General features: G+C 68.7%; 19 protein-coding genes. 7 read left to right on the top strand and 12 right to left on the bottom strand.

Annotation, left to right across the window (positions count from 1 at the left end):
- Entirely contained in the window at positions 1–429 is a 429-nt protein-coding gene (gene mraZ / locus KF708C_RS23480; RefSeq protein WP_029043959.1) for a division/cell wall cluster transcriptional repressor MraZ, read from the bottom strand.
- Between the two features lie 436 nt (positions 430–865).
- The gene (gene coq7 / locus KF708C_RS23475; protein ID WP_059413469.1) at positions 866–1,489 is read right to left on the bottom strand and encodes a 2-polyprenyl-3-methyl-6-methoxy-1,4-benzoquinone monooxygenase; all 624 of its coding nucleotides are present in this window, start codon (positions 1,487–1,489) and stop codon (positions 866–868) included.
- A 349-nt stretch (positions 1,490–1,838) separates the two neighbouring features.
- Here coq7 and KF708C_RS23470 point away from each other — a divergent pair, with 349 nt between their 5' ends.
- From KF708C_RS23470 to KF708C_RS23455, 4 genes are all read left to right on the top strand, one after another.
- Positions 1,839–2,927 carry a porin gene (locus KF708C_RS23470; RefSeq protein ID WP_029043957.1) on the top strand — a complete coding sequence of 363 codons (1,089 nt, stop codon included), beginning with the start codon at positions 1,839–1,841 and terminating at the stop codon, positions 2,925–2,927.
- 165 nt (positions 2,928–3,092) lie between these two features.
- Positions 3,093–4,109, top strand: a complete 1,017-nt coding sequence (locus KF708C_RS23465; protein ID WP_059413468.1) for a Bug family tripartite tricarboxylate transporter substrate binding protein — start codon at positions 3,093–3,095, stop codon at positions 4,107–4,109.
- Between the two features lie 73 nt (positions 4,110–4,182).
- Positions 4,183–4,701 carry a MarR family winged helix-turn-helix transcriptional regulator gene (locus KF708C_RS23460; protein WP_020204710.1) on the top strand — a complete coding sequence of 173 codons (519 nt, stop codon included), beginning with the start codon at positions 4,183–4,185 and terminating at the stop codon, positions 4,699–4,701.
- A complete protein-coding gene (locus KF708C_RS23455) occupies positions 4,698–5,159 on the top strand; it encodes a hypothetical protein (RefSeq protein WP_059413467.1) in 462 nt (153 codons plus the stop codon). Before KF708C_RS23460 ends, KF708C_RS23455 begins: the two co-directional genes overlap by 4 nt.
- A 188-nt stretch (positions 5,160–5,347) precedes the next feature.
- Here KF708C_RS23455 and KF708C_RS23450 read toward each other — a convergent pair whose 3' ends face one another.
- Both KF708C_RS23450 and KF708C_RS23445 read right to left on the bottom strand, forming a co-directional pair.
- Entirely contained in the window at positions 5,348–7,030 is a 1,683-nt protein-coding gene (locus KF708C_RS23450) for a long-chain fatty acid--CoA ligase (protein ID WP_059413466.1), read from the bottom strand.
- A gap of 159 nt (positions 7,031–7,189) precedes the next feature.
- On the bottom strand, positions 7,190–7,852 hold the full coding sequence (locus KF708C_RS23445; protein ID WP_043367005.1) for a TetR/AcrR family transcriptional regulator: 663 nt from the start codon (positions 7,850–7,852) through the stop codon (positions 7,190–7,192).
- A 396-nt stretch (positions 7,853–8,248) separates the two neighbouring features.
- Here KF708C_RS23445 and KF708C_RS23440 point away from each other — a divergent pair, with 396 nt between their 5' ends.
- Entirely contained in the window at positions 8,249–9,556 is a 1,308-nt protein-coding gene (locus KF708C_RS23440; protein ID WP_231586564.1) for a branched-chain amino acid ABC transporter substrate-binding protein, read from the top strand.
- A 35-nt stretch (positions 9,557–9,591) separates the two neighbouring features.
- Here KF708C_RS23440 and KF708C_RS23435 read toward each other — a convergent pair whose 3' ends face one another.
- On the bottom strand, positions 9,592–10,845 hold the full coding sequence (locus KF708C_RS23435; RefSeq protein ID WP_059413465.1) for an aminopeptidase: 1,254 nt from the start codon (positions 10,843–10,845) through the stop codon (positions 9,592–9,594).
- Positions 10,842–12,965, bottom strand: coding sequence for a molybdopterin-containing oxidoreductase family protein (locus KF708C_RS23430; RefSeq protein ID WP_059413464.1), 2,124 nt, complete (start codon positions 12,963–12,965; stop codon positions 10,842–10,844). Before KF708C_RS23430 ends, KF708C_RS23435 begins: the two co-directional genes overlap by 4 nt.
- Before the next feature lie 341 nt (positions 12,966–13,306).
- Here KF708C_RS23430 and KF708C_RS23425 point away from each other — a divergent pair, with 341 nt between their 5' ends.
- Positions 13,307–14,488 (top strand): ABC transporter substrate-binding protein, encoded by a 1,182-nt coding sequence (locus KF708C_RS23425; RefSeq protein ID WP_059413463.1) that lies wholly within the window; start codon positions 13,307–13,309, stop codon positions 14,486–14,488.
- Positions 14,489–14,538: 50 nt separating this feature from the next.
- Here KF708C_RS23425 and KF708C_RS23420 read toward each other — a convergent pair whose 3' ends face one another.
- The 5 genes from KF708C_RS23420 to KF708C_RS23400 form a co-directional block, all read right to left on the bottom strand.
- Positions 14,539–15,603 carry an ABC transporter ATP-binding protein gene (locus tag KF708C_RS23420; protein WP_059413462.1) on the bottom strand — a complete coding sequence of 355 codons (1,065 nt, stop codon included), beginning with the start codon at positions 15,601–15,603 and terminating at the stop codon, positions 14,539–14,541.
- Complete coding sequence (locus tag KF708C_RS23415) at positions 15,600–16,598, bottom strand: ABC transporter ATP-binding protein (RefSeq protein ID WP_020204701.1); 999 nt, start codon at positions 16,596–16,598, stop codon at positions 15,600–15,602. Before KF708C_RS23415 ends, KF708C_RS23420 begins: the two co-directional genes overlap by 4 nt.
- A 21-nt stretch (positions 16,599–16,619) precedes the next feature.
- Entirely contained in the window at positions 16,620–17,540 is a 921-nt protein-coding gene (locus KF708C_RS23410) for an ABC transporter permease (RefSeq protein WP_059413461.1), read from the bottom strand.
- Positions 17,541–17,543: 3 nt separating this feature from the next.
- Complete coding sequence (locus KF708C_RS23405; protein ID WP_020204699.1) at positions 17,544–18,521, bottom strand: ABC transporter permease; 978 nt, start codon at positions 18,519–18,521, stop codon at positions 17,544–17,546.
- Between the two features lie 207 nt (positions 18,522–18,728).
- Positions 18,729–20,315 (bottom strand): ABC transporter substrate-binding protein, encoded by a 1,587-nt coding sequence (locus KF708C_RS23400; protein ID WP_059413460.1) that lies wholly within the window; start codon positions 20,313–20,315, stop codon positions 18,729–18,731.
- A gap of 371 nt (positions 20,316–20,686) precedes the next feature.
- Between KF708C_RS23400 and KF708C_RS23395 the strand changes: the two genes are divergently transcribed.
- Positions 20,687–21,880: a M20 aminoacylase family protein gene (locus KF708C_RS23395; RefSeq protein ID WP_029043952.1), complete on the top strand. Its 1,194-nt coding sequence runs from the start codon at positions 20,687–20,689 to the stop codon at positions 21,878–21,880.
- Between the two features lie 105 nt (positions 21,881–21,985).
- On the opposite strand, the gene KF708C_RS23390 is transcribed toward KF708C_RS23395, so the two are convergent.
- A complete protein-coding gene (locus KF708C_RS23390) occupies positions 21,986–22,939 on the bottom strand; it encodes a DUF3047 domain-containing protein (RefSeq protein WP_029043951.1) in 954 nt (317 codons plus the stop codon).
- Between the last annotated feature and the right edge of the window lie 332 nt (positions 22,940–23,271).

Genomic DNA, 23,271 nt, shown 5'->3' with positions numbered 1-23,271 from the left:
TCAGAAAGAGAAGTTCTTCAATGCTTCCGGCATGCCCTGCGCCATTGCCTGCTGTTCCTTGGCGGCGTAGGTCGCGGCATCCCAGACTTCGAAATGGCTGCCCATGCCGAGCAGCATGACTTCCTTGTCGAGCTGCGCGGCGCTGCGCAGCTCGGGCGCGATCAGCACGCGGCCCGCGCCGTCCATGTCGACGTCCGCCGCGTTGCCGAGGAAGATGCGCTTCCACCAGTGCGCGTCCATCGGCAAAGCGGCGATGCGGGCCCGGAAGCTTTCCCATTCGGGCCGCGGAAACAGCAGCAGGCAGCCATCCGGGTGCTTTGTCAGCGTTACCCGGCCCTCGGCCTGCTGTTGCAGCGCTTCACGGTGCCGCGCCGGAATCGACATCCGGCCCTTGGCATCCAGTGACAGCGCCGATGCGCCCTGAAACAAGCTCGCTCCCGATCCGTGTCCGCCCGCTCTGCCGTCGGTTGGCACGGTAAACCCAGTAAAGCCGACGTTGGGGGATGATCCCACAGCCAGCCCGCTTTTTCACACAAAAATACACTTCCTCACACTATTTCCCACTTTAGAGGAAGCGATTTGGCGGGTCAAGGCTCGCCGCGGGGCAACAAACCGGGTTTTTTTAATCAGAACAATGACTTAGCGCGCACTCTTCACGCACCGAAAAAGTGAATCCCTAATGAAATGAAGATCTTATGGAGGAAAGCAGAGAAACCACCTGAGAACGACCGGGGAAGGAACTGCCTGCCGCACGAAAATCCGTCTCGCGAGACCGATGGAAGGATACAACGTTTTGTTGTCTACCCCGCCCGCGCGGGGACCCGCGCCGGCCCGGCGGCCGGGCCTCTCGAATCCCTCGGATCCCTTAGATCCGATAGGCAGCCGTGGTCATGACGCGCGACGCGGCCCGCATCATCGCGCGCACCGGCGCCGGCAGCGGGATGCCGCCGGCCTCGCGGGCGGTGGCGCCGTGGCGCACCTCGTCGTCGCGCATCTGCTCCAGGATCGCGCGCGAGCGCTGGTCCGCGGCGGGGAGCTGTTCGAGATGGCCGTTGAGATGCTGCTCGACCTGGCTCTCGGTCTCGGACACGAAGCCGAGGCTGACGCGGTCGCCGGCGCGGCCGGCGGCCCAGCCGATGGCGAACGCGCCCGCGTACCAGAGCGGGTTGAGCAGGCTGGTGCGCGAACCAAGCTCGCGCAGGCGCTCGGCGCACCAGCCCAGGTGGTCTTCTTCCTCGCGCGCGGCCTGGTCCATCTGCGCGCGCACCTGCGGCGTGTGCGCGGTGAGCTTCTGCGCCTGGTAGAGAGCCTGCGCGCAGACCTCGCCGACATGGTTGATGCGCATCAGCCCGGCCACGTGGTGGCGTTCCCGCTCGTCGAGGCGGCCGTCGTCCGGCGCCAGCGCCGCGGCCGGATTGGCCCGCTCGGCCCGCGTCACGCCCGCGATCGCGCGCAGGGCCACATCGAATTCTCGAATCAAGGTATCCATCAATGCTTGCACTCGTGATTGCCCGCGCGCGCGCTCCGCGGCGCGGCCGGCAAGGAAACGGGACCTGCGCGGACCCGCGCGGATCCGGCCTCGGGATTTCCCGCATTGTACCGTGCCCGCCGTGGCGGCCTTGCCGCGGCGGCGCCAGCGCTCGCCTTGCCTGCCGCGCTTCCGATACTCCAAAACCCTGAGTTGTGAAAAGCTGACAAGGGCAGCACCCCGGATTGTGAAACGGAGGCGGTTTGTTACAGTGGTTGGCAACTTCTGACGAAGTTGGGTAAGCGGGCGATGGAGACTCAGGAGGTTTCCCCGCTGACCACCAATAATTCTTACATGGAGATCATCGAGCATGAAAAAATCGCTTCTTGCGTTGGCGGCGCTTGGCCTTTTCGCCGGTGCTGCGCAAGCCCAGTCCAGCGTGACGCTGTATGGCGTCGTCGACATGAACGTCGAATACGTCAGCCATCTCGGCCCCACCGGCGACAACGCATACCGCCTGACGTCAGGCGGCCTGTCCGGCTCGCGCTGGGGTCTGCGCGGCGTCGAAGACCTGGGCAGCGGCCTGAAGGGGTTGTTCGTGCTCGAAAACGGTTTTGGCCTCGATGACGGCAAGGCACAGCAGGGCAGCCGCCTGTTCGGCCGCCAGGCTTACGTGGGCCTGGAAAGCGCCCAGGTCGGCCGCTTCACCTTCGGCCGCCAGTACACCACGCTGTTCGACCTGCTCGCCAACTTCTCGCCCAGCGGCTACGCGACCCAGTACGAGCCGGTGGTGGCCCAGCTCGGCCTGAACTTCCGCTCGGACAACACCGCCAAGTACACCGGCGTGTTCGGCCCGGTGACGGCGATCGCGCACTGGTCGTTCGGCAACGGCGTGTCCGGCGGCGGCGAAGCCCCCGGCCAGTTCCGCCGCGACACCGGCTACGGCGCGGGCGTGTCCTATTTCGCCGGCCCGGTCGGCGCGACCATCGCCTACGACCAGTACAACCCGAGCGTGATGGCCGGCACCACCTTCGCCGGCACCGGCACGGTCAAGAAGGCCGCCGTCGCCGCCAGCTACGCCTGGGGCCCGGCCAAGCTCATGGGCGGCTACCGCTGGGGCCAGAGCAAGGCGCAGAACGGCACGACGGTGCTGCGCGACGACTACTACTGGATCGGCGCCAACTACCAGGTCACCGCGGCGCTGGGCCTGACGCTGCAATATAACTACGACAACGTGAAGAACCAGGGCGGCGTCAATGTCCCGAATCCGTGGGAAATCTCGTTCATCGCCGACTACAACCTGTCCAAGCGCACCGATCTCTACCTGACCACCGCGTTCTCGAAGTACGCGGGGGTGAACCTCGACACCTCGGCCATCGCCTTCGCCAACGGCTACCCGCTGGGCCCGGGCAAGACGACCATGCTCGGCGTGGGCCTCGGCATCCGCCACAAGTTCTGAGCGCGTCCGCGCGACCTGGCAACGGCACCTTCGGGTGCCTTTTTGCCGTTGGCGGGGCCGGCGGCCTAGGGCATCACCTCATCGGCACCTCCGGCGGCGAGCCCTAGAATGCAGCAAACCCGCAGCCGCAACCGTGCGGCGCGGCCAGACCAGCCAGGAGACACCATGCACCGCCACCGCCGCCGCGCGACCCTCATGCTGCTTGCCAGCGCCGCCAGCGCCTGCCTCGGCCTGTTTGCCGGCGCCGCGCCGGCGCTGGCCGCCGATCCCTACCCGAACAAGCCGATCCGCCTGGTGGTGCCGTTCCCGGCCGGCGGCACCACCGACATCCTGGCGCGCGCGGTGGCGGCGGAGCTGTCCAAGCTGCCGGGCTGGAACGTGGTGGTGGACAACCGGCCCGGCGCCGGCGGCAACATCGGCGCCGACATGGTCGCCAAGTCGGCGCCCGACGGCTATACGCTGCTGATGGGCACGGTGGGCACGCACGGCATCAACCAGTCGCTGTACGGCAAGCTGCCGTTCGACCCGATCAAGGATTTCGCGCCGATCACCGAGGTGGCGTCGGTGCCCAACGTGCTGGTGGTCAACCCCGCCTTCGCGCAGCAGAACCGCATCAACAGCGTGCCGGACCTGATCGCCTACGCGCGCGCCAATCCCGGCAAGCTCAACATGGCGTCGAGCGGCAACGGCACCTCGATCCACCTCGCCGGCGAACTGTTCAAGACGCAGACGCATACCTTCATGGTGCATTTCCCGTACAAGGGCAGCGGCCCGGCGCTGACCGACCTTGCCGGCGGCACCATGCAGCTCATGTTCGACAACCTGCCGTCCTCGATGGCGCTGATCAAGGCCGGCAAGCTCAAGGCGCTGGCCGTGACCAGCGCCAGGCCCTCGCCCGCGCTGCCGGGCGTGCCCACGGTGGCCGAGGCCGGCAAGCTGCCGGGCTTCGAGGCCAGCTCCTGGTTCGGGCTGCTGGCGCCGGCCGGCACGCCGCACGAGATCGTCGCGCGCATCCAGCAGGAAGTCACGCGCTCGCTGGCCACGCCGGCCGTGCGCGAGAAACTGCAGGCCCAGGGCGCCGAACCGGTCGGCAACACGCCGGAACAGTTCGTCGTGTTCATCCGCGCCGAACACACCAAGTGGGCCAAGGTCGTCAAGGACTCGGGCGCCAAGGTGGACTGAGCACCCGCCGATCCCCGCGCCGCCCGGCGCGGGAGGGCATATACTTGAGGCATCAAACAACCTGCCTGCCGCGATGCCCACCACGACTGCCGCCGAGATCCCCGTCAAGGCCGGCGCCGACGAACCGCCGGTCGATCTCGAAACCCGCGCCGATGATGCCAGCCATGACGGCCTGCGCCTGTGGCTGCGCCTGCTGACCTGCACCAACCTGGTGGAAGCCGACATCCGCTCGCGGCTGCGGCAGGAATTCGCCTGCACGCTGCCGCGCTTCGACCTGATGGCGCAACTGGACCGCCACCCCGAGGGCCTCAAGATGGGTGAGCTGTCGCGCCGCATGATGGTCACTGGCGGCAACGTCACCGGCATCACCGACCAGCTCCAGGAAGAAGGCCTGGTATCGCGCGAGGCGCTGCCGAGCGACCGCCGCGCCTACCTGATCCGCCTCACGCCGGCCGGGCGCACGGCGTTCTCGAAGATGGCGCGCGCGCACGAAGACTGGATCGAGCAATTGTTCGGCGGCCTGCCGCAAACCGACCGCCGCGCGCTGTTCCGCCTGCTGGGCCGGCTCAAGAGCGGGCTGGCCAGCGCATGAACGCGGCACCCCACGCGCGCCCGCTGCGGCTGGCCGCCTGCCTGGCGCCGCTGCTGCTGGCGGCCGCCTGTCAGAGCGGCCCGCCGCAGCCGAAGGTCACGCCGCTCGACTACACCGTCAGGCTCGGCCACATCAGCGAGAAGACCGCGGCCGGCACCGTGGACGCGCCCGGCACCGGCGCCTTCGGCTCCGCCGTGGGCATGGGCGCGGCCGGCGGCAACGGCTGGGGCGGCGGCGGCATGAGCATGGGCTTCGCCGTGAACCTGAACCAGTTGCTCAACCCGCAGCCGCGGCCGCAGATCGAGCTCTACCAGTACAAGGTGACGGCGCTGGACGGCAGCCCGCTCGCCACCGTCAGCGGCCCGGCGGCGCCGGGACTCGACGCCGGCGCCTGCGTGCGCATGATCTATCCCGACGACGGGACGGCGCCGCGCATCGTGCCGTCGGCTGAATGCTGAACTGACGATGGCGTCGGCGGCGCCCCAATGAAAACGGCCTCCCTGGCGGGAGGCCGATGCGTTGCCGACGGGGCCGGCTTTGCCGCTTCTTGGTCGCCCCGCTCCCGCGTGCGGGAGAGGGGCGCAAAACCCCTGGTTATAGAAACGCTGTCGGCAACCTGACATCCGACGAGCGCACGGGCGCCTGCCTATGCCGCCTTGCGGCTGTCGCGCAGTTCGCGGCGCAGGATCTTGCCCACGTTGGTCTTGGGCAGCTCGCCGCGGAATTCGATGTACTTGGGCCGCTTGTAGCCGGTCAGGCGCTCCTTGCAGAAGGCGATCAGCTCGGCCTCGGTCAGCGCCGGGTCGCGCTTGACCACGAACAGCTTGACCACCTCGCCCGAGTGCTCGTCGGGCACGCCCACGGCGGCGACTTCCAGCACGCCCGGGCATTCGGCGACCACGCCCTCGATTTCGTTGGGGTACACGTTGAAGCCGGACACCAGGATCATGTCCTTCTTGCGGTCGACGATCTTGGTGTAGCCGCGCACGTCCATCACGCCGATGTCGCCGGTCTTGAAGAAGCCGTCCGGCGTCATGACCTTGGCGGTCTCGTCGGGGCGGTTCCAGTAGCCGGCCATCACCTGCGGGCCGCGGATGCAGATCTCGCCGGGCTGGCCGAGCGGCACGTCGCGGCCGTCGTCGTCGCGGATGGCGATCTCGGTCGACGGCAGCGGCAGGCCGATGGTGCCGGAGAAGGCGTCGGTGTCGGTCGGGTTGCAGGTGGCCGAAGGCGAGGTCTCCGACAGGCCATAGCCCTCGATGATCGGGCAGCCGGTCTTCTCCAGCCACTTCTTGGCGACCGCCTCCTGCACCGCCATGCCGCCGCCGTTGGCCACGCGCAGGCCGGAGAAATCGACCTTGCCGATGTCCGGGCTGTTGATCAGCGCGTTGTAGAGCGTGTTGACCGCCGGGAACGTGTTGAACCTGTACTTCTGCAGCTCCTTGATGAAGCCGGGAATGTCGCGCGGATTGGGGATCAGCACGCCCAGGCCGCCGCCGCGCATGCCCAGCAGGCAGCACACCGTGAGCGCGAAGATGTGATAGAGCGGCAGCGCGGTGATGGTGATCAACTGTTCCATCGGCGCGCCCTTGGCCAGCGCCGGCTGCATCCACGCCTCGGACTGCAGCACGTTGGCGACGATGTTCCGGTGCAGCAGCACGGCGCCCTTCGACACGCCCGTGGTGCCGCCCGTGTACTGCAGGAAGGCGATGTCGTCCGGGCCGGTATTGGCCGGCTTCAGTTCCAGCCGGCTGCCTTCCTGCAGCACGGTGTTGAAGCGCACGCAGTTGGGCAGCTCCCACGCCGGCACCATCTTCTTGACGTTGCGCACCACGAAATTGACGATGGCGCCCTTCAGGCCGCCCAGCAGGTCGCCCATGCTGGCCACCACCACGTGCTTGACCGGCGTGACCGGCAGCACCTGCTGCAGCGTGGTGGCGAAGTTCTCCAGGATGACGATGGCCTCTGCGCCGCTGTCCTTGAGCTGGTGCTCGAGCTCGCGCGGGGTGTAGAGCGGATTGACGTTGACCACCACGTAGCCGGCGCGCAGCACCGCGGCCAGTACCACCGGGTACTGCAGCACGTTCGGCATCATGATGGCCACGCGCGCGCCGGGCTTGAGGCCGCGCGTCTGCAGCCAGGCCGCGAACTGCCGCGAAAGCCGGTCGAGTTCGCCGTAGGTGATGGCCTTGTCCATGCAGACGAAGGCGCGGCGGTCGGCGTAGGTGCGGAAGGATTCCTCAAGCAGGGCGGCCAGCGAACGGTACTGGCTGCCGTCGATCTCGGCGGGCACGCCCGCCGGGTAGTGCTTAAGCCATAGTCTTTCCATGCACCGTCTCCTGATTTTCTGAATGGTCGTTCGATTTTCGACAGATGCTAAACGCGACACCCTGTTAAGACAACACGTTAGATGAAGTCCTCTGGGCAAACTCCGTGGTTTGACGTGAAGTCTAGCGCACAGTTCAGGCGGCCCGCGGGAATTCCCTAGTCAGGCTTCCACCGGCAGCACCATCTTCATCATGTTGGTCGCCAGTTCCTCGGCCAGCGCGCGCGGCGGCAGGCGGTCCGGCTCGTGCCAGGTGTACATGAAACCGACCACGCTGCCGATCGCGTGCGCGGTCACGCGCGCGTCGCCGTAGCGGAACACGCCGGCGCGCCGGCCTTCCTCGAGCAGCGCGTAGAGATCGCGGTAGAACGCGCGCGCCATGCTGCCCAGCCATGCCACGGTCTCGGGCCGCAGGTACTGGTTGTCGCGGAAGCTCAGCGTGGCCGGCACGTAGCAGTCGATGCAGCGGCGCGCCATTTCCAGCAGGCAGGCATGCAGGCGCTCGCGCACCGGCAGCGCCGGGTCCGCGGTCTCGCGGATGACCGGCAGGCAGGTCTGCGCCGACTCGCGGCACAGGATGTCGAAGATCTCGTACTTGTCGGTGAAGTAATAGTAGACCGCGGGCTTGGTCACGCCCAGCGCCCGGCACAGGTCGTTCATGGTCATGCCGGGATAGCCCTTGGTGTAGAACAACTGCGCGGCGGTATCGAGGATCTGGCGGCGGCGCGCCTCCTGGCGCTCGGCGATGTGCGAACGCGCGCGCGCGGCGTCGGGAGCGACCTCCGGAACCACCTCGGCGGGAACGGTTTTCTGTGCAGTCGGCATGATGCGATTCTCGCATGCAGCGGGGGCGGGACGGGCGGGCAAAGGCACTGCGCTTGACCTGACCCGGCATTGTCCATAGCATCATACCCAATGGTATATGAACGTACCAAAGAGTAGATTTCCCCGGACACGTACGGGAGCGAATCCGCTCTTCCCGCGCCCGGACGCAGGGCTTCCACGGCCACGGGAAACCGGAGCGCATGCGGGCGCCGGAGTTGCGCGCCGCCTGCGGGGGCGGCATGATCACCGCGCTGGTCCGCATCGAAGGGCGGGCCTTCGGCCGCATCGCCGGCGCCCCGCGCCACCCGGGCGACCCCGGCGCGCCGCCGCATCGACACCTGCGGGACACGCGGGACATGCGGGACCAGCCGGAAAACCGACGCAAGGGGGTTAGCAATGCTTGGACAGTGGATGCGCCCGGCCGGCATGGCCGGACGGCTGGCGACGATGGCGGTGGCGGCGGCACTCACGCTGGCCGCGGCGCTGCCGCTGCCGGCCCGCGCGCAGGACGTGCCGCCGCCGGCCGGGCCGATCAGGGTCGCGTTCATCGACCAGCTTTCCGGGCCGCTGGCCAACGTCGGCGAGATCTTCCTGGCCAACCTGAAGTTCGCGCTCGACGACGCCAACGCCCAGGGCGGCGTGCTGGGGCGCAAGTACGAGCTGCTCAGCTATGACAACAAGCTCTCGCCGCAGGCCAGCCTGACCGCGCTGCAGGGCGCCATCGACGCCGGCGTGCGCATCGTGTTCACGGGCGCCTCCGGCTCGCCGGTGGTGAGCGCGCTGGTCGAGGCCGTCAACCGCCACAACGAGCGCAACCCAGGCCAGCGCGTCCTGGTCGTCAACTACGCCTCGCTCGACCCGGACCTGACCGGCATGCGCTGCAGCTTCTGGCTGTTCTCCACCGAAGCCAACGCGGCCATGAAGATGCGCGCGCTGGCCGAGTTCGCGCGCGGCGACCGCGGCATGCGCAAGGTCTTCCTGCTGAATCAGGACTACACCCAGGGGCGCGTGTGGGCGGCGCTGGGCCGGCAGATGATCGCCAACGCGCGGCCCGACGTGGAGTTCGTCGGCGAGGCGCTGCATCCGCTGGCCCGGGTCAAGGACTTCGCGCCCTACGTCGGCATGATCAAGGCCAGCGGCGCCGATACCGTGGTCACGGGCAACTGGGGCCAGGACCTGAGCCTGCTGGTCAAGGCCGCCGGCGACACCGGCTATGCGCTGAACTACCTGAACAACAGCGGCGGCGGCGCGCCCGGCACGGTGGCGGCCGTGGCGCAGGCCAGGAACGCGCGCCTGACCTGGGTCGCCGAGTACATGCCCAACGGCGACGACGCGGCGCTCAACGCGCTCGCCGCGCGCGTGCGGCAGACCCCGGCCGGCGAGTATTTCGCGCCGCGCGTGCTGATCGCCGTGCAGATGCTCGGCGAGGCCATGCGCCGCGCGCAGTCCGACGAGGCGGCCAGCGTCGCGCTGGCGCTCGAAGGCATGCAGTACCGCTCCGCCGTCGGCGAGGTGCTGATGCGCAAGGGCGACCACCAGCTGCTGATGCCGCAGGTGGTGTCGACCATCGCGCCGGTGGACGGCAAGACGGTCAAGGTCGGCGTGGAAGGCACGCAGTACGGTTTCCGCTTCGACGGCATGACGCCGGCGCGGGACCTCAACCTGCCGTCGCTGTGCCGGATGAAGCGGCCCGCGGGCGCCTGATGCGCCCGATGCGCGCACGTGCCTGACGTGCCGGATCAGGGCCGGGCGGCGGGCGCCGGCGCGCTCGTTATGGCTGAAGTGGCCGAAGTGGCCGGCGCCGCCGGCGCATTCTGCGCGGTAGGCATGTCCGGCGCGCCGCTGGCGCGCGCCGCACCCGGCACGGCCCCGCCCGCCGCGCCGCCGCCACCCTCGCCGGCCTGGATCGGCTCGCCCCTGGTGGCCGGCGGCGCCAGCTCGCGCAGGCGCGCGTCGCGCTCGGCGCGCGGCAGGTCGCCGATGCGCCTGGCGGCCGCATAGAAGGCGGTCCAGTCGCCGCCGTTGCGCGCCAGCAGCGCGGTGAAGGCCGGCACCCATTGCTGGTAGGTCGCCACCGCGGCCAGTTGCGCGTTGGTCAGCGGCTTCTCGAACCAGCGGTCGTAGCCGCTGTAGCCGCCCCACTCCACCTTGAGCCGCGCGTATTGCGCGCGCAGCCCGGCGAAGATCGCGGCCTTGCCGGCGCGCTTGGCGTCGTCCGCCAGCGCCGAGCGGTAGAGCGCGTCGAGGCGGTCGCGCGTCTCGAGCAGCATGGCGCGGAACTGCTGGCGGCGCAGGTCGTACTGGCGGTAGCTGGCGCGCGCCTCGGGCGACGCCGCCAGCGCCAGCCAGCGCTCCACGCCGGCGGTCTCCACCGCGGTGGCGAAGGACTCGTTGAAGGTGGTGTCGTTGCGCACGTACACCACCTGGTGCGCCAGCTCGTGGAAGATCAGCCGGGCCAGCTCGCCCTCGGGCTGGTAGACGAAGGTGTTGAGCAGCGGGTCGTCGAAATAGCCCAGCGTGGAATAGGCCGGGATGCCGGCCACGTAGGGTTCGAGCCCGTCCTTGCGCAGGCCTTCGGCGTACCGGTCGGCGTCGGCCTGGTCGTAGTAGCCGCGGTAGCTGATGCAGCCCACCACCAGGAAGCACCACTTGTGCAGCTCCATCGACAGCTCGGGCGTGGCGAACACGCTCCACACCACGTAGGGCCGGTGCAGGTTGGCGTAGCGCCGGTAGCTGCCGTTGTCGGGCAGCTTGAGCGCCTTCGAGGCGAAGTCGCGGATGGTGCCGGCCAGCGCCAGGCGCTGCGCCAGCCGCGTGTCCTTGGCCTCCCGCGCGGCGGCGATGGCGTCCGGCAGCGGCCGGGATTCGGCCATCAGGCCGAGGTGGCCGCCGATCGACTGGGCGTAGTAGCCGACCGTGTCGCAGCCGGCCAGCATGGCGGCCAGCCCCGGCAAGGCCAGGGCCAGCAGCACGCGGGCCGGCCAGCGGCTCATGGCGCGGCCGGCTCCGGCGTGGCCGCGGCCACGGCCGGCGCGGCCTCCACCTGCACCAGGCAGTCGTAGAACACCGGCGCGCGGCCCAGGTCGGTCAGGCGCTGGCTGGTCAGCTCGTTGGCGTTCTTGCCGTCGGGCGCGAGCTTCTTCCACCAGATCGACAGCCCCACCACCAGCCCGCGCCGGGCGCGGTCGGTCACGCGCGCGCGCGCCAGCAGGCTGCCGCGGTCGTTGAAGGCGCGCACCATGCCGCCGTTGGCGATGCCGCGCGCGGCGGCGTCTTCCGGGTGGATGTCGAGGTGCGGCTCGCCTTCGGTGGCGCGCAGGCTGTCGACGTTGACGAAGGAACTGTTGAGGAAATTGCGCGCCGGCGGCGAGATCATCGCCAGCGGGTAGCGCGCGGCGAGCTCCGGCGCGGTGGCCGGCGTCTCGTAGGGCGCCACGTAGCCGGGCAGCGGATCGAAGCCGTCGCGGCGCATGGCCTCGGAATAGAACTCGCACTTGCCCGAGGCCGTGGCGAAGCCGCCTTCGGCCAGCGGCGCGGCCGGCAGGTTGAGCTTCTGCCAGCCCTTTTCCTTGAGCGACGCCCAGCTGATGCCGGCCGCGCGCGGGTCGGCCGCGACGATGGCCTGGGCGGCGATGTCCTCGTCGCTGTCGGCGAAGCACGGCTCGGTGAAGCCCATGCGCCGCGCCAGCCGGCGGAAGATCTCGGTGTTGGGCAGCGCCTCGCCGAGCGGGGCGATGGCCTGGTTGTTGGCCAGGAAGTAGGTGTGGCCGTAGGCCTTGTGCACGTCGACGTGCTCGAGCTGGGTGGTGGCCGGCAGCAGGATGTCAGCGTAGTCGGCGGTGTCGGTGCGGAAGTGATCCAGCACCACGGTAAACAGGTCTTCGCGGCCAAAGCCGGCGGCGACCTTGCTCGAATCGGGCGCGACCGCCACCGGGTTGCTGTTGTAGACCACCAGCGCCTCGATCTTCGGGCCGCCGGCGCCGTTGCCGGCGTCGAGCAGCGCGTCGCCGATGGTGCTCATGTTGACCGTGCGCGGCAGCGCCGGCAACGTGGGCAGCAGGTCCGGGCGCTGCAGCCGCTGCGTGTCGACCGGGAAGAAACCGGAGGTGGACAGTTGCAGGCCGCCCGCGGCATGGCGCCAGGCGCCCACCAGCGACGGCAGGCAGGCCACCGCGCGCACCGCCTGGCCGCCGCCGTGGGCGCGCTGCATGCCGTAGTTGAGGCGGATCGCCACCGGCTGGCGCTCGCGCACGGCGAGGTTGCCGTACAGCCCGGCCAGCCATTCGATGTCGGCCGCGTCGATGCCGCACAGCGCGGCCGCGCGCGCCGGCGTGAAGGCCTGCGCGCGCTCGCGCAGCGCCTCGAAGCCCAGCGTGTGGCTGGCGATGTACTCGTGGTCGAGCAGGTCGTCGCGCATCAGCACGTGCATGATGGCCAGCGCCAGCGCGCCGTCGGTGCCGGGCATCGGCGCGATGTGGCGGTGGCACTTCTCGGCGGTCAGCGAGCGGTACGGGTCGATCGCCACCAGCGTGGCGCCGCGCCGCTTGGCTTCCTGCACGCGCGTCCAGAAATGCAGGTTGGAGGCGATCGGGTTGCCGCCCCAGATGATGATGAGCCGGGCGTCGGGCACGTGCTCGATGTCCATGCCGAGGCTGGCGCCGTAGGTGTAGCGCAGCGCGGTGGCGCCGGCGCTGGCGCAGATGGTGCGGTCCAGCAGCGAGGCGCCGAGCTTGTGGAAGAAGCGCGCCGCCATGCTTTCGCCCTGCACCAGCCCCATCGTGCCGGCATAGCTGTAGGGCACGATCGCCTGGGCGTCGCGCGCGGCGATGGCGGACAGGCGCGCGGCCACGGTGTCGAGCGCCTCGTCCCAGGAAATCGGCTCGAACCGGCCTTCGCCCTTGGCGCCCACGCGCTTCATCGGCGTGAGCAGGCGGTCGCGGTGGTAGGTGCGGTCCGGGTAGCGCGAGACCTTGGTGCACAGCACGCCCTGGGTGCCGGGATGGTCGGGGTCGCCGGCCACCTTGACGGCGCGCCCGTCCTCGACGGTGACGAGCAAGGCGCAGGTGTCGGGACAATCGTGCGGACAGGCGGCACGGACGATGCGGGAAGCCATGAAATCTCCTGGCAAGCGAGTGGGGGCGGCGGCGCTGCCATTGCCGGGGAGCCGGGCGGCCGGGCGGTCACACCGCGCCGCGGGCCTGGCCGTGCCGCTCCGGCCGGCCGCCAGCCGATGCCTGGCACGCGGGCCGGGCCTCGCGGGTTGCCTCGCGTGTTGTACGCCGGCGTCGTCCCGGCGGGCGCCGCTGGGAGAAATTATCAGGCTCCGATTGTATTCGATTATGATAGCCCGGCGCTGCGCCGGGGAACCATGCCACGGCGGGCGGCACGGCAGCGCCGGCGCAGACCGGCAGGCATCCACGGGTAAGAAAAACAGACCGTTTTCGCGGGGGAACCATGCAAGTGCATTCTGGGGTCAGGGGCCGGCGCATCGCCAGCCTGCTGGTGGCATGCGCCATCGGCTCGTTCATTGCCAATGCCGGCGCGCAGGGCAGCGCGCAGCCCGGCGTCAGCGCGGACAGCATCATGCTGGGCCAGTCGGCGGCGCTCACCGGGCCCACCGCGGTGCTCGGCAAGCAGATGAACGCCGGCGCGCAGCTCTATTTCGATTTCATCAACCAGCAAGGCGGCGTGTACGGCCGCAAGATCGAGCTCAAGGCGCTCGACGACTACTACGAGCCGGAGGCCGCGGCCAAGAACACCCGCGCGCTGATCGACGACGCCCACGTCTTCGCGCTGTTCGGCTACGTCGGCACCGCCACCAGCGAGGCCTCGCTGCCGCTGGCGACGCAGGCGCGGGTGCCGTTCTTCGCGCCGTTCACGGGCGCGCAGTCGCTGCGCCAGCCGTTCAACCGCTACGCCTTCCACGTGCGCGCCGGCTACAACGAGGAAACCGCCGCGATCCTGCGCCAGATCCAGACCACCGGCCTCAAGCGCGTGGCCGTGGTCTACAACGACGACGCCTACGGCAAGGCCGGGCTGGACGGCCTCGAGCGCGCGCTCAAGGCGGCGCCGGACAGCGGCGTGCAGATCGTCGCGCGCGAGGGCGTGGTGCGCAACACCGCGGAAATCGGCGACGCCATGCAGGGCGCGATGAAGGCCACGCCGGACGCGGTGGTCATGATCAGCGCGTACCGGACCGCCGGCGCCTTCGTCAAGGAAGCGCTGCGGCGCGGCTACAACGGCCAGTTCTACAACGTGTCCTTCGTCGGCACGCAGGCGCTGGCCAAGGAAGTGGGTCCCAAGGGCAGCGGCGTGATCATCTCGCAGGTCATGCCGCATCCGGGCAACGCCACGCTGCCGGTGGTGCGCGAATACCTGCGCCTGCTGCAGGCGGCCGGCAAGCACAACGACTTCGACTACGCCAGCATCGAGGGCTTCATCGCCGCCAAGGCCTTCGTCGAGGGCCTGCGCCGCGCCGGCAAGGACCTCACGCGCGACAAGCTGATCGCCGCGCTGGAAACCATGAAGAACTACGACCTGGGCGGCTACATCATCAACTTCGGCCCGGACAGCCACATCGGCTCGAAATTCGTCGAGATGACCATCATCAACTCGCGCGGGCAGGTGATTCGCTAGAACGGCGCCAGGACGGCAACCGGCGGCGGCCCGCGCAGCGGGCCGCCGGATCACGCCATGTCGTTCAGATGGCAGGCCGAGAACCGCTGCGGCGCGATTTCCCTGAGCAGCGGCTGCGCCTCGCGGCAGCGCGGCATCGCGTGCGGGCAGCGCGGATGGAAGTGGCAGCCGGGCGGCGGATGCAGCGGCGAGGGAATCTCGCCCTTGATCGCCACGAAGGTCTTCTTGCCGACCTCGAGCCTGGGCGCCTCGGCCAGCAGCGCCTGGGTGTAGGGATGGTTGGGGCTGGCGAACACGTCCTCGGCCGGCGCCGACTCCACCACCCGCCCCAGGTACATGATCACCACGCGGTCGCTGATGTGCTTGACCACGCCGAGGTCATGGCTGATGAACAGGTAGGTCAGGCCGAGGTCCTCGCGCAGGCGCATGAACAGGTTCAGCACCTGGGCCTGGATCGACACGTCGAGCGCGGCGACCGATTCGTCGCACACCAGGAATTCCGGCTTGACCGCCAGCGCCCGCGCGATGCCGATGCGGGCGCGCTGCCCGCCCGAGAACTGGTGCGGGAAGCGGCGCAGCACGGTGGGGTCCATGCCCACGCGCACCAGCATGTCTTCCACATAGCGCTTCTGCTCGCCGCGCGGCACCATGCCGTGCACCACCGGCGCCTCGCCGACGATGTCCATCACGCGCAGGCGCGGGTTGAGCGAAGCGTAGGGGTCCTGGAAGATCATCTGGATCGCCAGTTGCTTCTCGCGCTTCTTTTCGGGCGGCAGGCGGTCCAGGTCCACGCCCTTCCAGCGGCGCGCGCCTTCGGTCAGCGAATGCAGCCCGACCGCCATGCGGCCCAGCGTGGACTTGCCGCAGCCGGACTCGCCGACCAGCCCGACCACCTCGCCGGTGCGAATGGACAGGTCGACGCGGTCGACCGCGTGCACGACTTCCTCGCGCGCGCCGGCGCCGAACACGTTGGCGATGCGGGCGGCGGCGTCGAGCGACTTGACGAAGCGCTTGGAGACGCCTTCGAGCTGGAGGATCGGCGCGCCGGGCGTGGGCTCGGCGGCGGGTTCGGGCATGCGCGAGGCGAGGGCGGGATCGATCACGGCTGCGCTCATGCGGCCTCCTGCTGGGACAGAACCGGATGGAAGCAGCGCAGGCGGCGCCCGTCGGCCGCGGTGTCGAGCGGGGGCGGCGTCTTGCACACGTCGGTGGCATAGGCGCAGCGCTCGCGGAAGGCGCAGCCCGCGGGCAGGTTCAGCAGCGACGGCGTCATGCCGGGAATCTGCCGCAGCGGCGCGCCGCGCGGATTGCGCGACGGCGCCGAGCCGATCAGGCCGTGGGTATAGGGATGCTCGGGCCGCTCCAGCACCTGGCGCACGTCGCCGGCCTCGACGATCTTGCCGGCGTACATCACGCACACCGTGTCGGCCAGCCCGGCGACCACCGACAGGTCGTGCGTGATCCAGATCAGCGCGGTGCCGGATTCGCGGCACAGCTTCTGCATCTCGTAGAGGATCTGGCCCTGGATGGTCACGTCCAGCGCGGTGGTGGGCTCGTCGGCGATGATCAGGTCGGGCTTGTTGAGCAGCGCGATGGCGATCGCCACGCGCTGGCGCATGCCGCCCGAGAACTGGTGCGGATAGGCCCGCAGGCGCTCGTCCGGCGAGGGAATGCCGACGCGCGCCAGCGCGTTGCGCGAGCGCTCGCGCGCCACCGCCTTGTCGACCTTCTCGTGCGCCAGCACCGCCTCGATCATCTGCGTGTCGATGCGCAGGACCGGGTTGAGCGTCATCATCGGATCCTGGAAGATCATGGCGATGCGGTTGCCGCGCACGTCGCGCTGCTGCGCGGGCGTGAGGCGGCGCAGGTCGCGCGTGACGCCGTCGCGGCTGGTCAGCTCGATGCGGCCGTCCACGACCTTGCCGGGCGGGTCGATCAGGCCCATGATCGAATAGCCGGTCATCGACTTGCCCGAGCCGGACTCGCCCACCAGCCCCATGATCTCGCCGCGGTTGACCGAGAACGAGACGTCGTCGACGGCGCGCGCCACGCCGGCGCGGGTGAAGAACTGGGTCTTGAGGCCTTCCACCACCAGGGTAGGTTTGCTCATGTTCGCTCCTGTCGTGCTGCGTTACTGCGTCTGCAGGCGCGGATTGAGGACGTCGCGCAGCTGGTCGGCGACCAGGTTCATGGCCACGATGGTGACCACCAGCGCGATGCCGGGGAAGAAGCTGATCCAGTACTTGCCCGACAGCATGTACTGCTGGCCGTTGGCGATCAGCGAGCCCAGCGACGGCTCGGTGATGGGCACGCCCAGGCCGAGGAAGGACAGCGTGGCCTCCAGCGTGATGGCCGAGGCCACCTGCAGCGCCGCGATCACGATCAGCGGCGGCAGGCAGTTGGGCAGCAGGTGGCGGAACATGATCCGGCCCGGCGGCAGGCCCAGGCAGGTGGCGGCCTCGATGTATTCCTTGCGGCGCTCGACCAGCGCGGCGCTGCGCGTGGTGCGCGCGTAGTAGGCCCACTGCACCGCCACCAGCGCGATCACGATGTTGCCGATGCCGGGGCGCAGGAAGGCCAGCAGGATCAGCGCCAGCAGGATCGGCGGGAACGACAGCTGCAGGTCGGCCACGCGCATGATGATCGCCTCGACGCGGCCGCCGAGGAAACCGGCGATCAGCCCCAGCGTGGCGCCCAGCAGCAGCGCGATCACGGTGCTGACCACGCCCACGCCGATGCTGATGCGCAGGCCGTACATGACCGCCGAGAGGATGTCGCGGCCCTGCTCGTCCGAGCCAAGCAGGAAGGTCATGCCGGCGGCGGACTGCTCGCCGGGCGGCAGCCGCGCGTCGAGCACGTCGAGCGTGGCCAGGTCGTACGGGTTCTGCGGCGACAGCCACGGCGCGAACAGCGCGATCAGCACGATGATGACCAGCAGCACCAGCCCGGTGACGGCGATCTTGCTGGAGAAGAACTGGCTGGCGAAGCGCCGCAGCGGGGTCTGCTCGGCGCGCGGCGCCGGCGCCGCGGTGGTTTCGGTTGCGGTTGTCATGGCTCAGCCCTTGTTGTCGGCGATGCGCACGCGCGGATCGAGCACGCTGTAGATGATGTCCACGAACAGGTTGATCAGGATGAACAGCGTCACGATCACCATCAGGTAGGCGACGATGACGGGCCGGTCCAGCAGCTGGATCGAGTCGATGATCAGCTTGCCCATGCCGGGCCAGGCGAAGATGGATTCGGTCACGATGGCGAACGCGATGATCGAACCGAACTGCAGCGCGATCACGGTGACGATCGGGATCATGATGTTCTTGAGCACGTGCACGCCGACGATGCGGGTGTTGGACAGCCCCTTGGCGCGCGCGAACTTGACGTAGTCCTGCAGCATGGCTTCCTGCGTGCCGGCGCGCGTGAGGCGGATCACCATCGCGATGTTGAGCAGCGACAGCGTCACCGCGGGCAGCAGCAGGTGGCGCAGCCCGTCCACGGTGAGGAAGCTGACCGGCACGCCGAGCAGCGGCACGGTCTCGCCGCGGCCGTTGGACGGCAGCCAGCCGAGCTGCACCGCGAACACCATGATCAGCATCAGCCCGACCCAGAAGGTGGGCAGCGAGAAGCCGAGGATGGACACGCCCATGATGGTCTTGCCCGCCACGCCGTTCGGGCGCAGGCCGGCCCACAGGCCGAGCGGGATGCCGAGCAGCACCGCCAGCAGGATGGCGCAGATGGCCAGCTCCATCGTGGCCGGCATGCGCTCGAAGATCAGCTTGAGCGCCGGCGTGCCGTGCGCGAACGAGATGCCCAGGTCGCCGTGCAGCGCGTTGCGCAGGAAGATCCAGTATTGTTCCCAGAGCGGCTTGTCGAGCCCGAGCGCGGCGATGGTGCGCTTGATGTCTTCCTGGTCGGCCTGCGGATTGATCAGGATGTCGACCGGGTTGCCGATGGCGAAGACGCCGAGAAAAACGAGCAGCGACATGACGAAGAGCACGACCACGCTCTGCATCAGGCGCCGGATGATGAAGACCAGCATGTTCGGAAGCTTTCCTTCGCCGGTGGCCGCCGCGGCGCCGGTCGGGCGCCGCGCGGCTGCACCGGCAGTCGGCTTGTGGCTAGGCCCGGCTACCGTCCGGGGGTGATTCTGCGGCAGGCGCCCGCCCAGACCGCGGGCGCCTGCCGGCAAAAGCCGACATTGTCATGCAGCAAGGGCGCGCCCTCGTGGCCGCGCCCCGCCGTCACGTCACTGCGGCCGGAAATTGTGCGCGTAGGTCCGTTCGTCGGTACGCGGCACGTAGGTGATGCCCTTCTGCGTGGCCCAGGTCGTCACCTGTTGATGGATCGGGATGATACCGTCATCGTTGATGGCGATCGCGGTGGCTTCCTGCAGCAGCTTGGAGCGCTCGCCGTCGTCCACGGTGGACAGGGCCTTTTCCAGCACCACGTCCATCTTCGGATTGCAGTATTCGCCCCAGTTCACGGTGCCGAAGCCCTTCTTGGCATCCTCGCACGCCAGCAGCGCGCGCAGCGGCGAGCTCACCTCGCCGGTCTGCGCGCCCCAGCCCAGCAGGCCGAACGAGAACTCGTGCTTGATGCCCTTGGCCGAGTAGGTCGCCATCGGCATGCCTTCGACCTTGGTGGCGATGCCGATGCGGGTCAGGTTCTGCGCGATGGTCTGGGCGATCTTCTCGTCGTTGACGTAGCGGTTGTTGGGCGTGTGCAGCGTGATGCCGAAGCCGTTCGGGTAGCCAGCCTCGGCCAGCAGCTTCCTGGCGCCGTCGGGGTCGTACTTGACCGTCTTCAGGTTGGGGTTGTAGCCGAACAGCGTGGGCGGCACCAGGTTGTTGGTCGGCTCGGACAGGCCCTCCATCAGGCGGTCCTTGATGCCCTGGCGGTTGATGGCCATGCTGATGGCGGTGCGCACGCGCGTGTCCTTGAGCGGATTCTTGTCCATCGGCGCGCCGTCCTTGGTGGTGACGAACGGCGACTTGTCGTGCTTGTCATCCGTGTACAGGTAGATCACGCGGTGCGAGATCTTGGAGAAGAAGTTCAGCTTGGGGTCCTTGCGCACCTGCGGCAGGTCCGGCGTGGGCACGTTCTCGATGGCCTGCACGTCGCCCGACAGCAGTGCCGCCATGCGCGTGGCGGGGTTCGGGATGAAGCGCAGCGTGACCTTGTCCCAGGCCGGCTTCGGGCCCCAGTAATCGGGGTTCCTGACCAGCTCGACCCGGTCGTCGCGCGCGTAGCTGACGAACCTGAACGGGCCGGTGCCGACCATGCCCTTGCCTTGCGCGAAGTCGTCCGAGGTCAGGCCCTGGGTGGCCTTCTTCTGCACGACGAAGATCGACGTGAGGTCGTTCAGCATCAGCGGATACGGCGCGTTGGTGGTGAGCTGGATGGTGTACTTGTCGATCACCTTCTTGTTGATGATCGCCTTGGTGTAGACGTCGAACTTGCCGGGGCTGTTCTGGATGGTGGACGGACGGTCGAGCGACCAGACGATGTCGTCGGTGGTCAGCTCCGAGCCGTCGTGGAACTTCACGCCCTTGCGGATCTTGAATTCCCAGGTCAGGTTGTTGACCAGCTTCCAGGACTCGGCCAGGCCCGGGATGATCTTGCTGTCCGCGTCCATCTTCACCAGGCACTCGAAGACGTGCTCGGAGACGTTGATGTTGGAGAACAGGTTGTAGAAGTGCGGGTCCATCGAGGTCGGCGGCGAGCTCATGGCCAGCTTGAAATCGACTGCCTGGGCCTGTCCGGCAAGGCCGAAGCTCATGGCTGCGGTCACTACCACGGCACCAAATGCCTTCTTGCATGTGCGAAGGGACATCGCGCGACTCTCCAGGAAAGTAATGTAGCAAACGACAGTTGGGACAGCGCGGCGCATCGTCCCCCGCGCCGCATTTTGGTGCGGCGGCTGGACGGCCGGATGCGGCAGCGTTGCCGGGCAGGCACATCAAGCATGAACTGTTCCAGCAGTGGACCAAGCGGGGCAATGCGGGGAAACCCCCGCGCGCGGACGCGCGCCTGGACGCGATCCGCGTGCCGCCCGCATGCTGCCTGGATGCCCCCTGGATGCAACCCGGCGCGGCCGCTGCGGCGCTCCGCGCGGGCCGCCGGCGCGCCGGGCCGCTTTGGCGCTTTATCCGCAGGCATCGTATGATCCGGGTATCCAACGCCCGACACCGGCAAACCGGCATCATGACTCTTCTCCCCGAAATCCTTCAGGCGCAAACCGAGATGCGCGCCATCCGACGCGACATCCACGCCCATCCCGAACTGTGCTTCCATGAGCAGCGCACCTCCGACGTGGTGGCGCAGAAACTCGCCGCGTGGGGCATCGAAGTCCATCGCGGGCTCGGCACCACGGGGCTGGTCGGCGTCATCCGCAACGGCAGCAGCGGGCGCAGCATCGGCCTGCGCGCGGACATGGACGCGCTGCCGCTGCAGGAAGCCAATACCTTCGGCCATCGTTCGCAGCACGACGGCCGCATGCATGCGTGCGGCCACGACGGCCACACCACCATGCTGCTGGGCGCGGCCCGCTACCTGGCCGAGCACCGCAATTTCGACGGCACCGTCAACCTGATCTTCCAGCCGGCCGAGGAAGGCGGCGGCGGCGCGCGCGAGATGATCAAGGACGGCCTGTTCGAGCGCTTCCCGTGCGACGGCGTGTTCGGCATGCACAACTGGCCCGGCATGCCGGCCGGCTCGTTCGGCACCACGCCGGGACCGTTCATGGCGTCCAGCAACGAATTCCGCATCGTCGTGCGCGGCAAGGGCGCGCACGCCGCGCTGCCGCACAACGGCAACGACCCGGTCTTCACCAGCGCGCAGATCGTCTCCGCGCTGCAGGGCATCATCACGCGCAACAAGCGCCCGATCGACGCCGCGGTGATCTCGGTCACGCAGTTCCATGCCGGCGACGCCACCAACATCGTGCCCGACCAGGCCTGGATCGGCGGCACGGTGCGCACCTTCACGCTGCCGGTGCTCGACCTGATCGAGCGCCGCATGGAAGAGGTGTCCCGCGCCGTCGCCAGCGCGTTCGATTGCACCGTCGATTTCGAGTTCCGCCGCAACTATCCGCCCACGGTCAACAGCGAGGCGGAAACCGCTTTCGCCGTGGAGGTCGCCGCCGATCTGGTGGGCGCGGGCAATGTCGACGGCAAGTACGAGCCGACGATGGGCGCCGAGGACTTTTCCTTCATGCTGCAGGAAAGGCCGGGCTGCTACCTGTTCATCGGCAATGGCGAAGGCGTGCATCGCGAAGCCGGCCACGGCCTCGGCCCGTGCATGCTGCACAACCCCAGCTATGACTTCAACGACGAGATCCTTCCGGTAGGCTCCACGTTCTTCGTCAAACTGGTGGAGAAGTGGCTGGCGCCTGCCTGAGCGCGCTGCCGCGGTCCCGTTCGCAAAACAAAAAGCGCCGGAGGACTTCCGGCGCTTTTTGTTTGATGGTTCGCCTTGCGATGCGGGGTTCGCGCGGCGCGGGTTTCAGTCGAACGCGATGTCGCCGTACCAGCTTTCCGCGTGGCTCCTGGTGTTGTCGGTGTCGGTCATGATGCCGATCGCCAGCACCTTGCCGGGATCGGCGCCAAAGGCCTTGCGGTAATCCTCGCTCAGGTCGCGGCGATGGCAGCGCCATTCGTTGGCGTGGGCGGTGCCGGAGTCCACCACGATCATGCGCACGCGGTCCGTGTGGGGGTTGGAGACCACCGAGCCTTCCGGCTTGCGGCTGCCCCAGACGTACATCAGCGTGGCATAGGGCATCTCGCGCCCGGTGGTCAGCCGCGCCATTTCGTACATCAGCTGGTCCTTGAGCGACAGGCTGCCCTTGTCGCCATCGAATGCCACGAAGATGCGCAGCGGCGAATCCTCGCGCGGCGCCTGGGCGTTGTCGGCGCTGCGGATCACGTCGCGCGTCTTCCAGGTCCAGTTGAGCATGCCGGGGTCGCGGCTGATCAGCGGCACGTACAGGCCGGAGGCCGAACTGTCGGCTTCTGCATGCAACACCGTGCGATGCCCGACTTCCGTCAGCGTATAGCGCGTGGGCGTCTTGTTGCGATTGACCTTCCAGGGCTGCCAGCCGGGTGGTTCGGCACTCCCGGCGGGAGCTGAGGAAAACAGCGGCAGCCGCGCCAGCAGGGGCGGCGGCTCGACCGCATCGGTGAGCGATTCGGCTTCGGCGCCGGCCGCGTTGGCGGCCATCAGTTTCTCGGCGGGACGGTCGGCCGAAGCGCCTGTCTCGGACAGGCTGGCCTGCTTGAGCGCCTCGATATGCGCCGCGAAGCGGCCGCAGTCGATCGCCGACGGCGCGGCGATGGCGCCCGGTCCCGACTGCACGGCCGAGACCTGCTCCTGGGGAGGTGTTCCCAATGTGCCGCAACCCGCCAAAATAAGCGCGCCAACCACGCCGGTCAGCGCCGGCAGGCAAAATCTGGCCGCCATCGTTCCCCCAAACCTGGATCCCGCGGCCTGTCGCGGCGCGCGACGGCGTCGCCTGACCTTGGTTTTCTGGAAAATCTTTCGAACTGCGCAATGCATCGAACCGCTTCACGCAGCTTCCCGAGCCGCGCTTGGAGCTACGGTAACAGAACGATATGGGGGAAGGAAGGCTCCAGTACCCTGATGCATGCCAATGCGGGGGTTCTGACGGGCGGACGCGACAGTGGGGCCGCGGCGCGGGCCTCTTACGCGGTCATCGGAGTCGCGCTGCCGACGTGATTGAGGCGGAAGCCAATTTGGCCGCCCTAAAAAGCAAAACCCCCCAGTACATACGT

The organism is Cupriavidus basilensis, from assembly GCF_000876015.1.
Classification (GTDB): Bacteria; Pseudomonadota; Gammaproteobacteria; order Burkholderiales; family Burkholderiaceae; genus Cupriavidus; species Cupriavidus basilensis_B.
The sequence above is the reverse complement of the archived record's forward strand: the minus strand, read 5'-3'. Positions and strand labels throughout refer to the sequence as shown.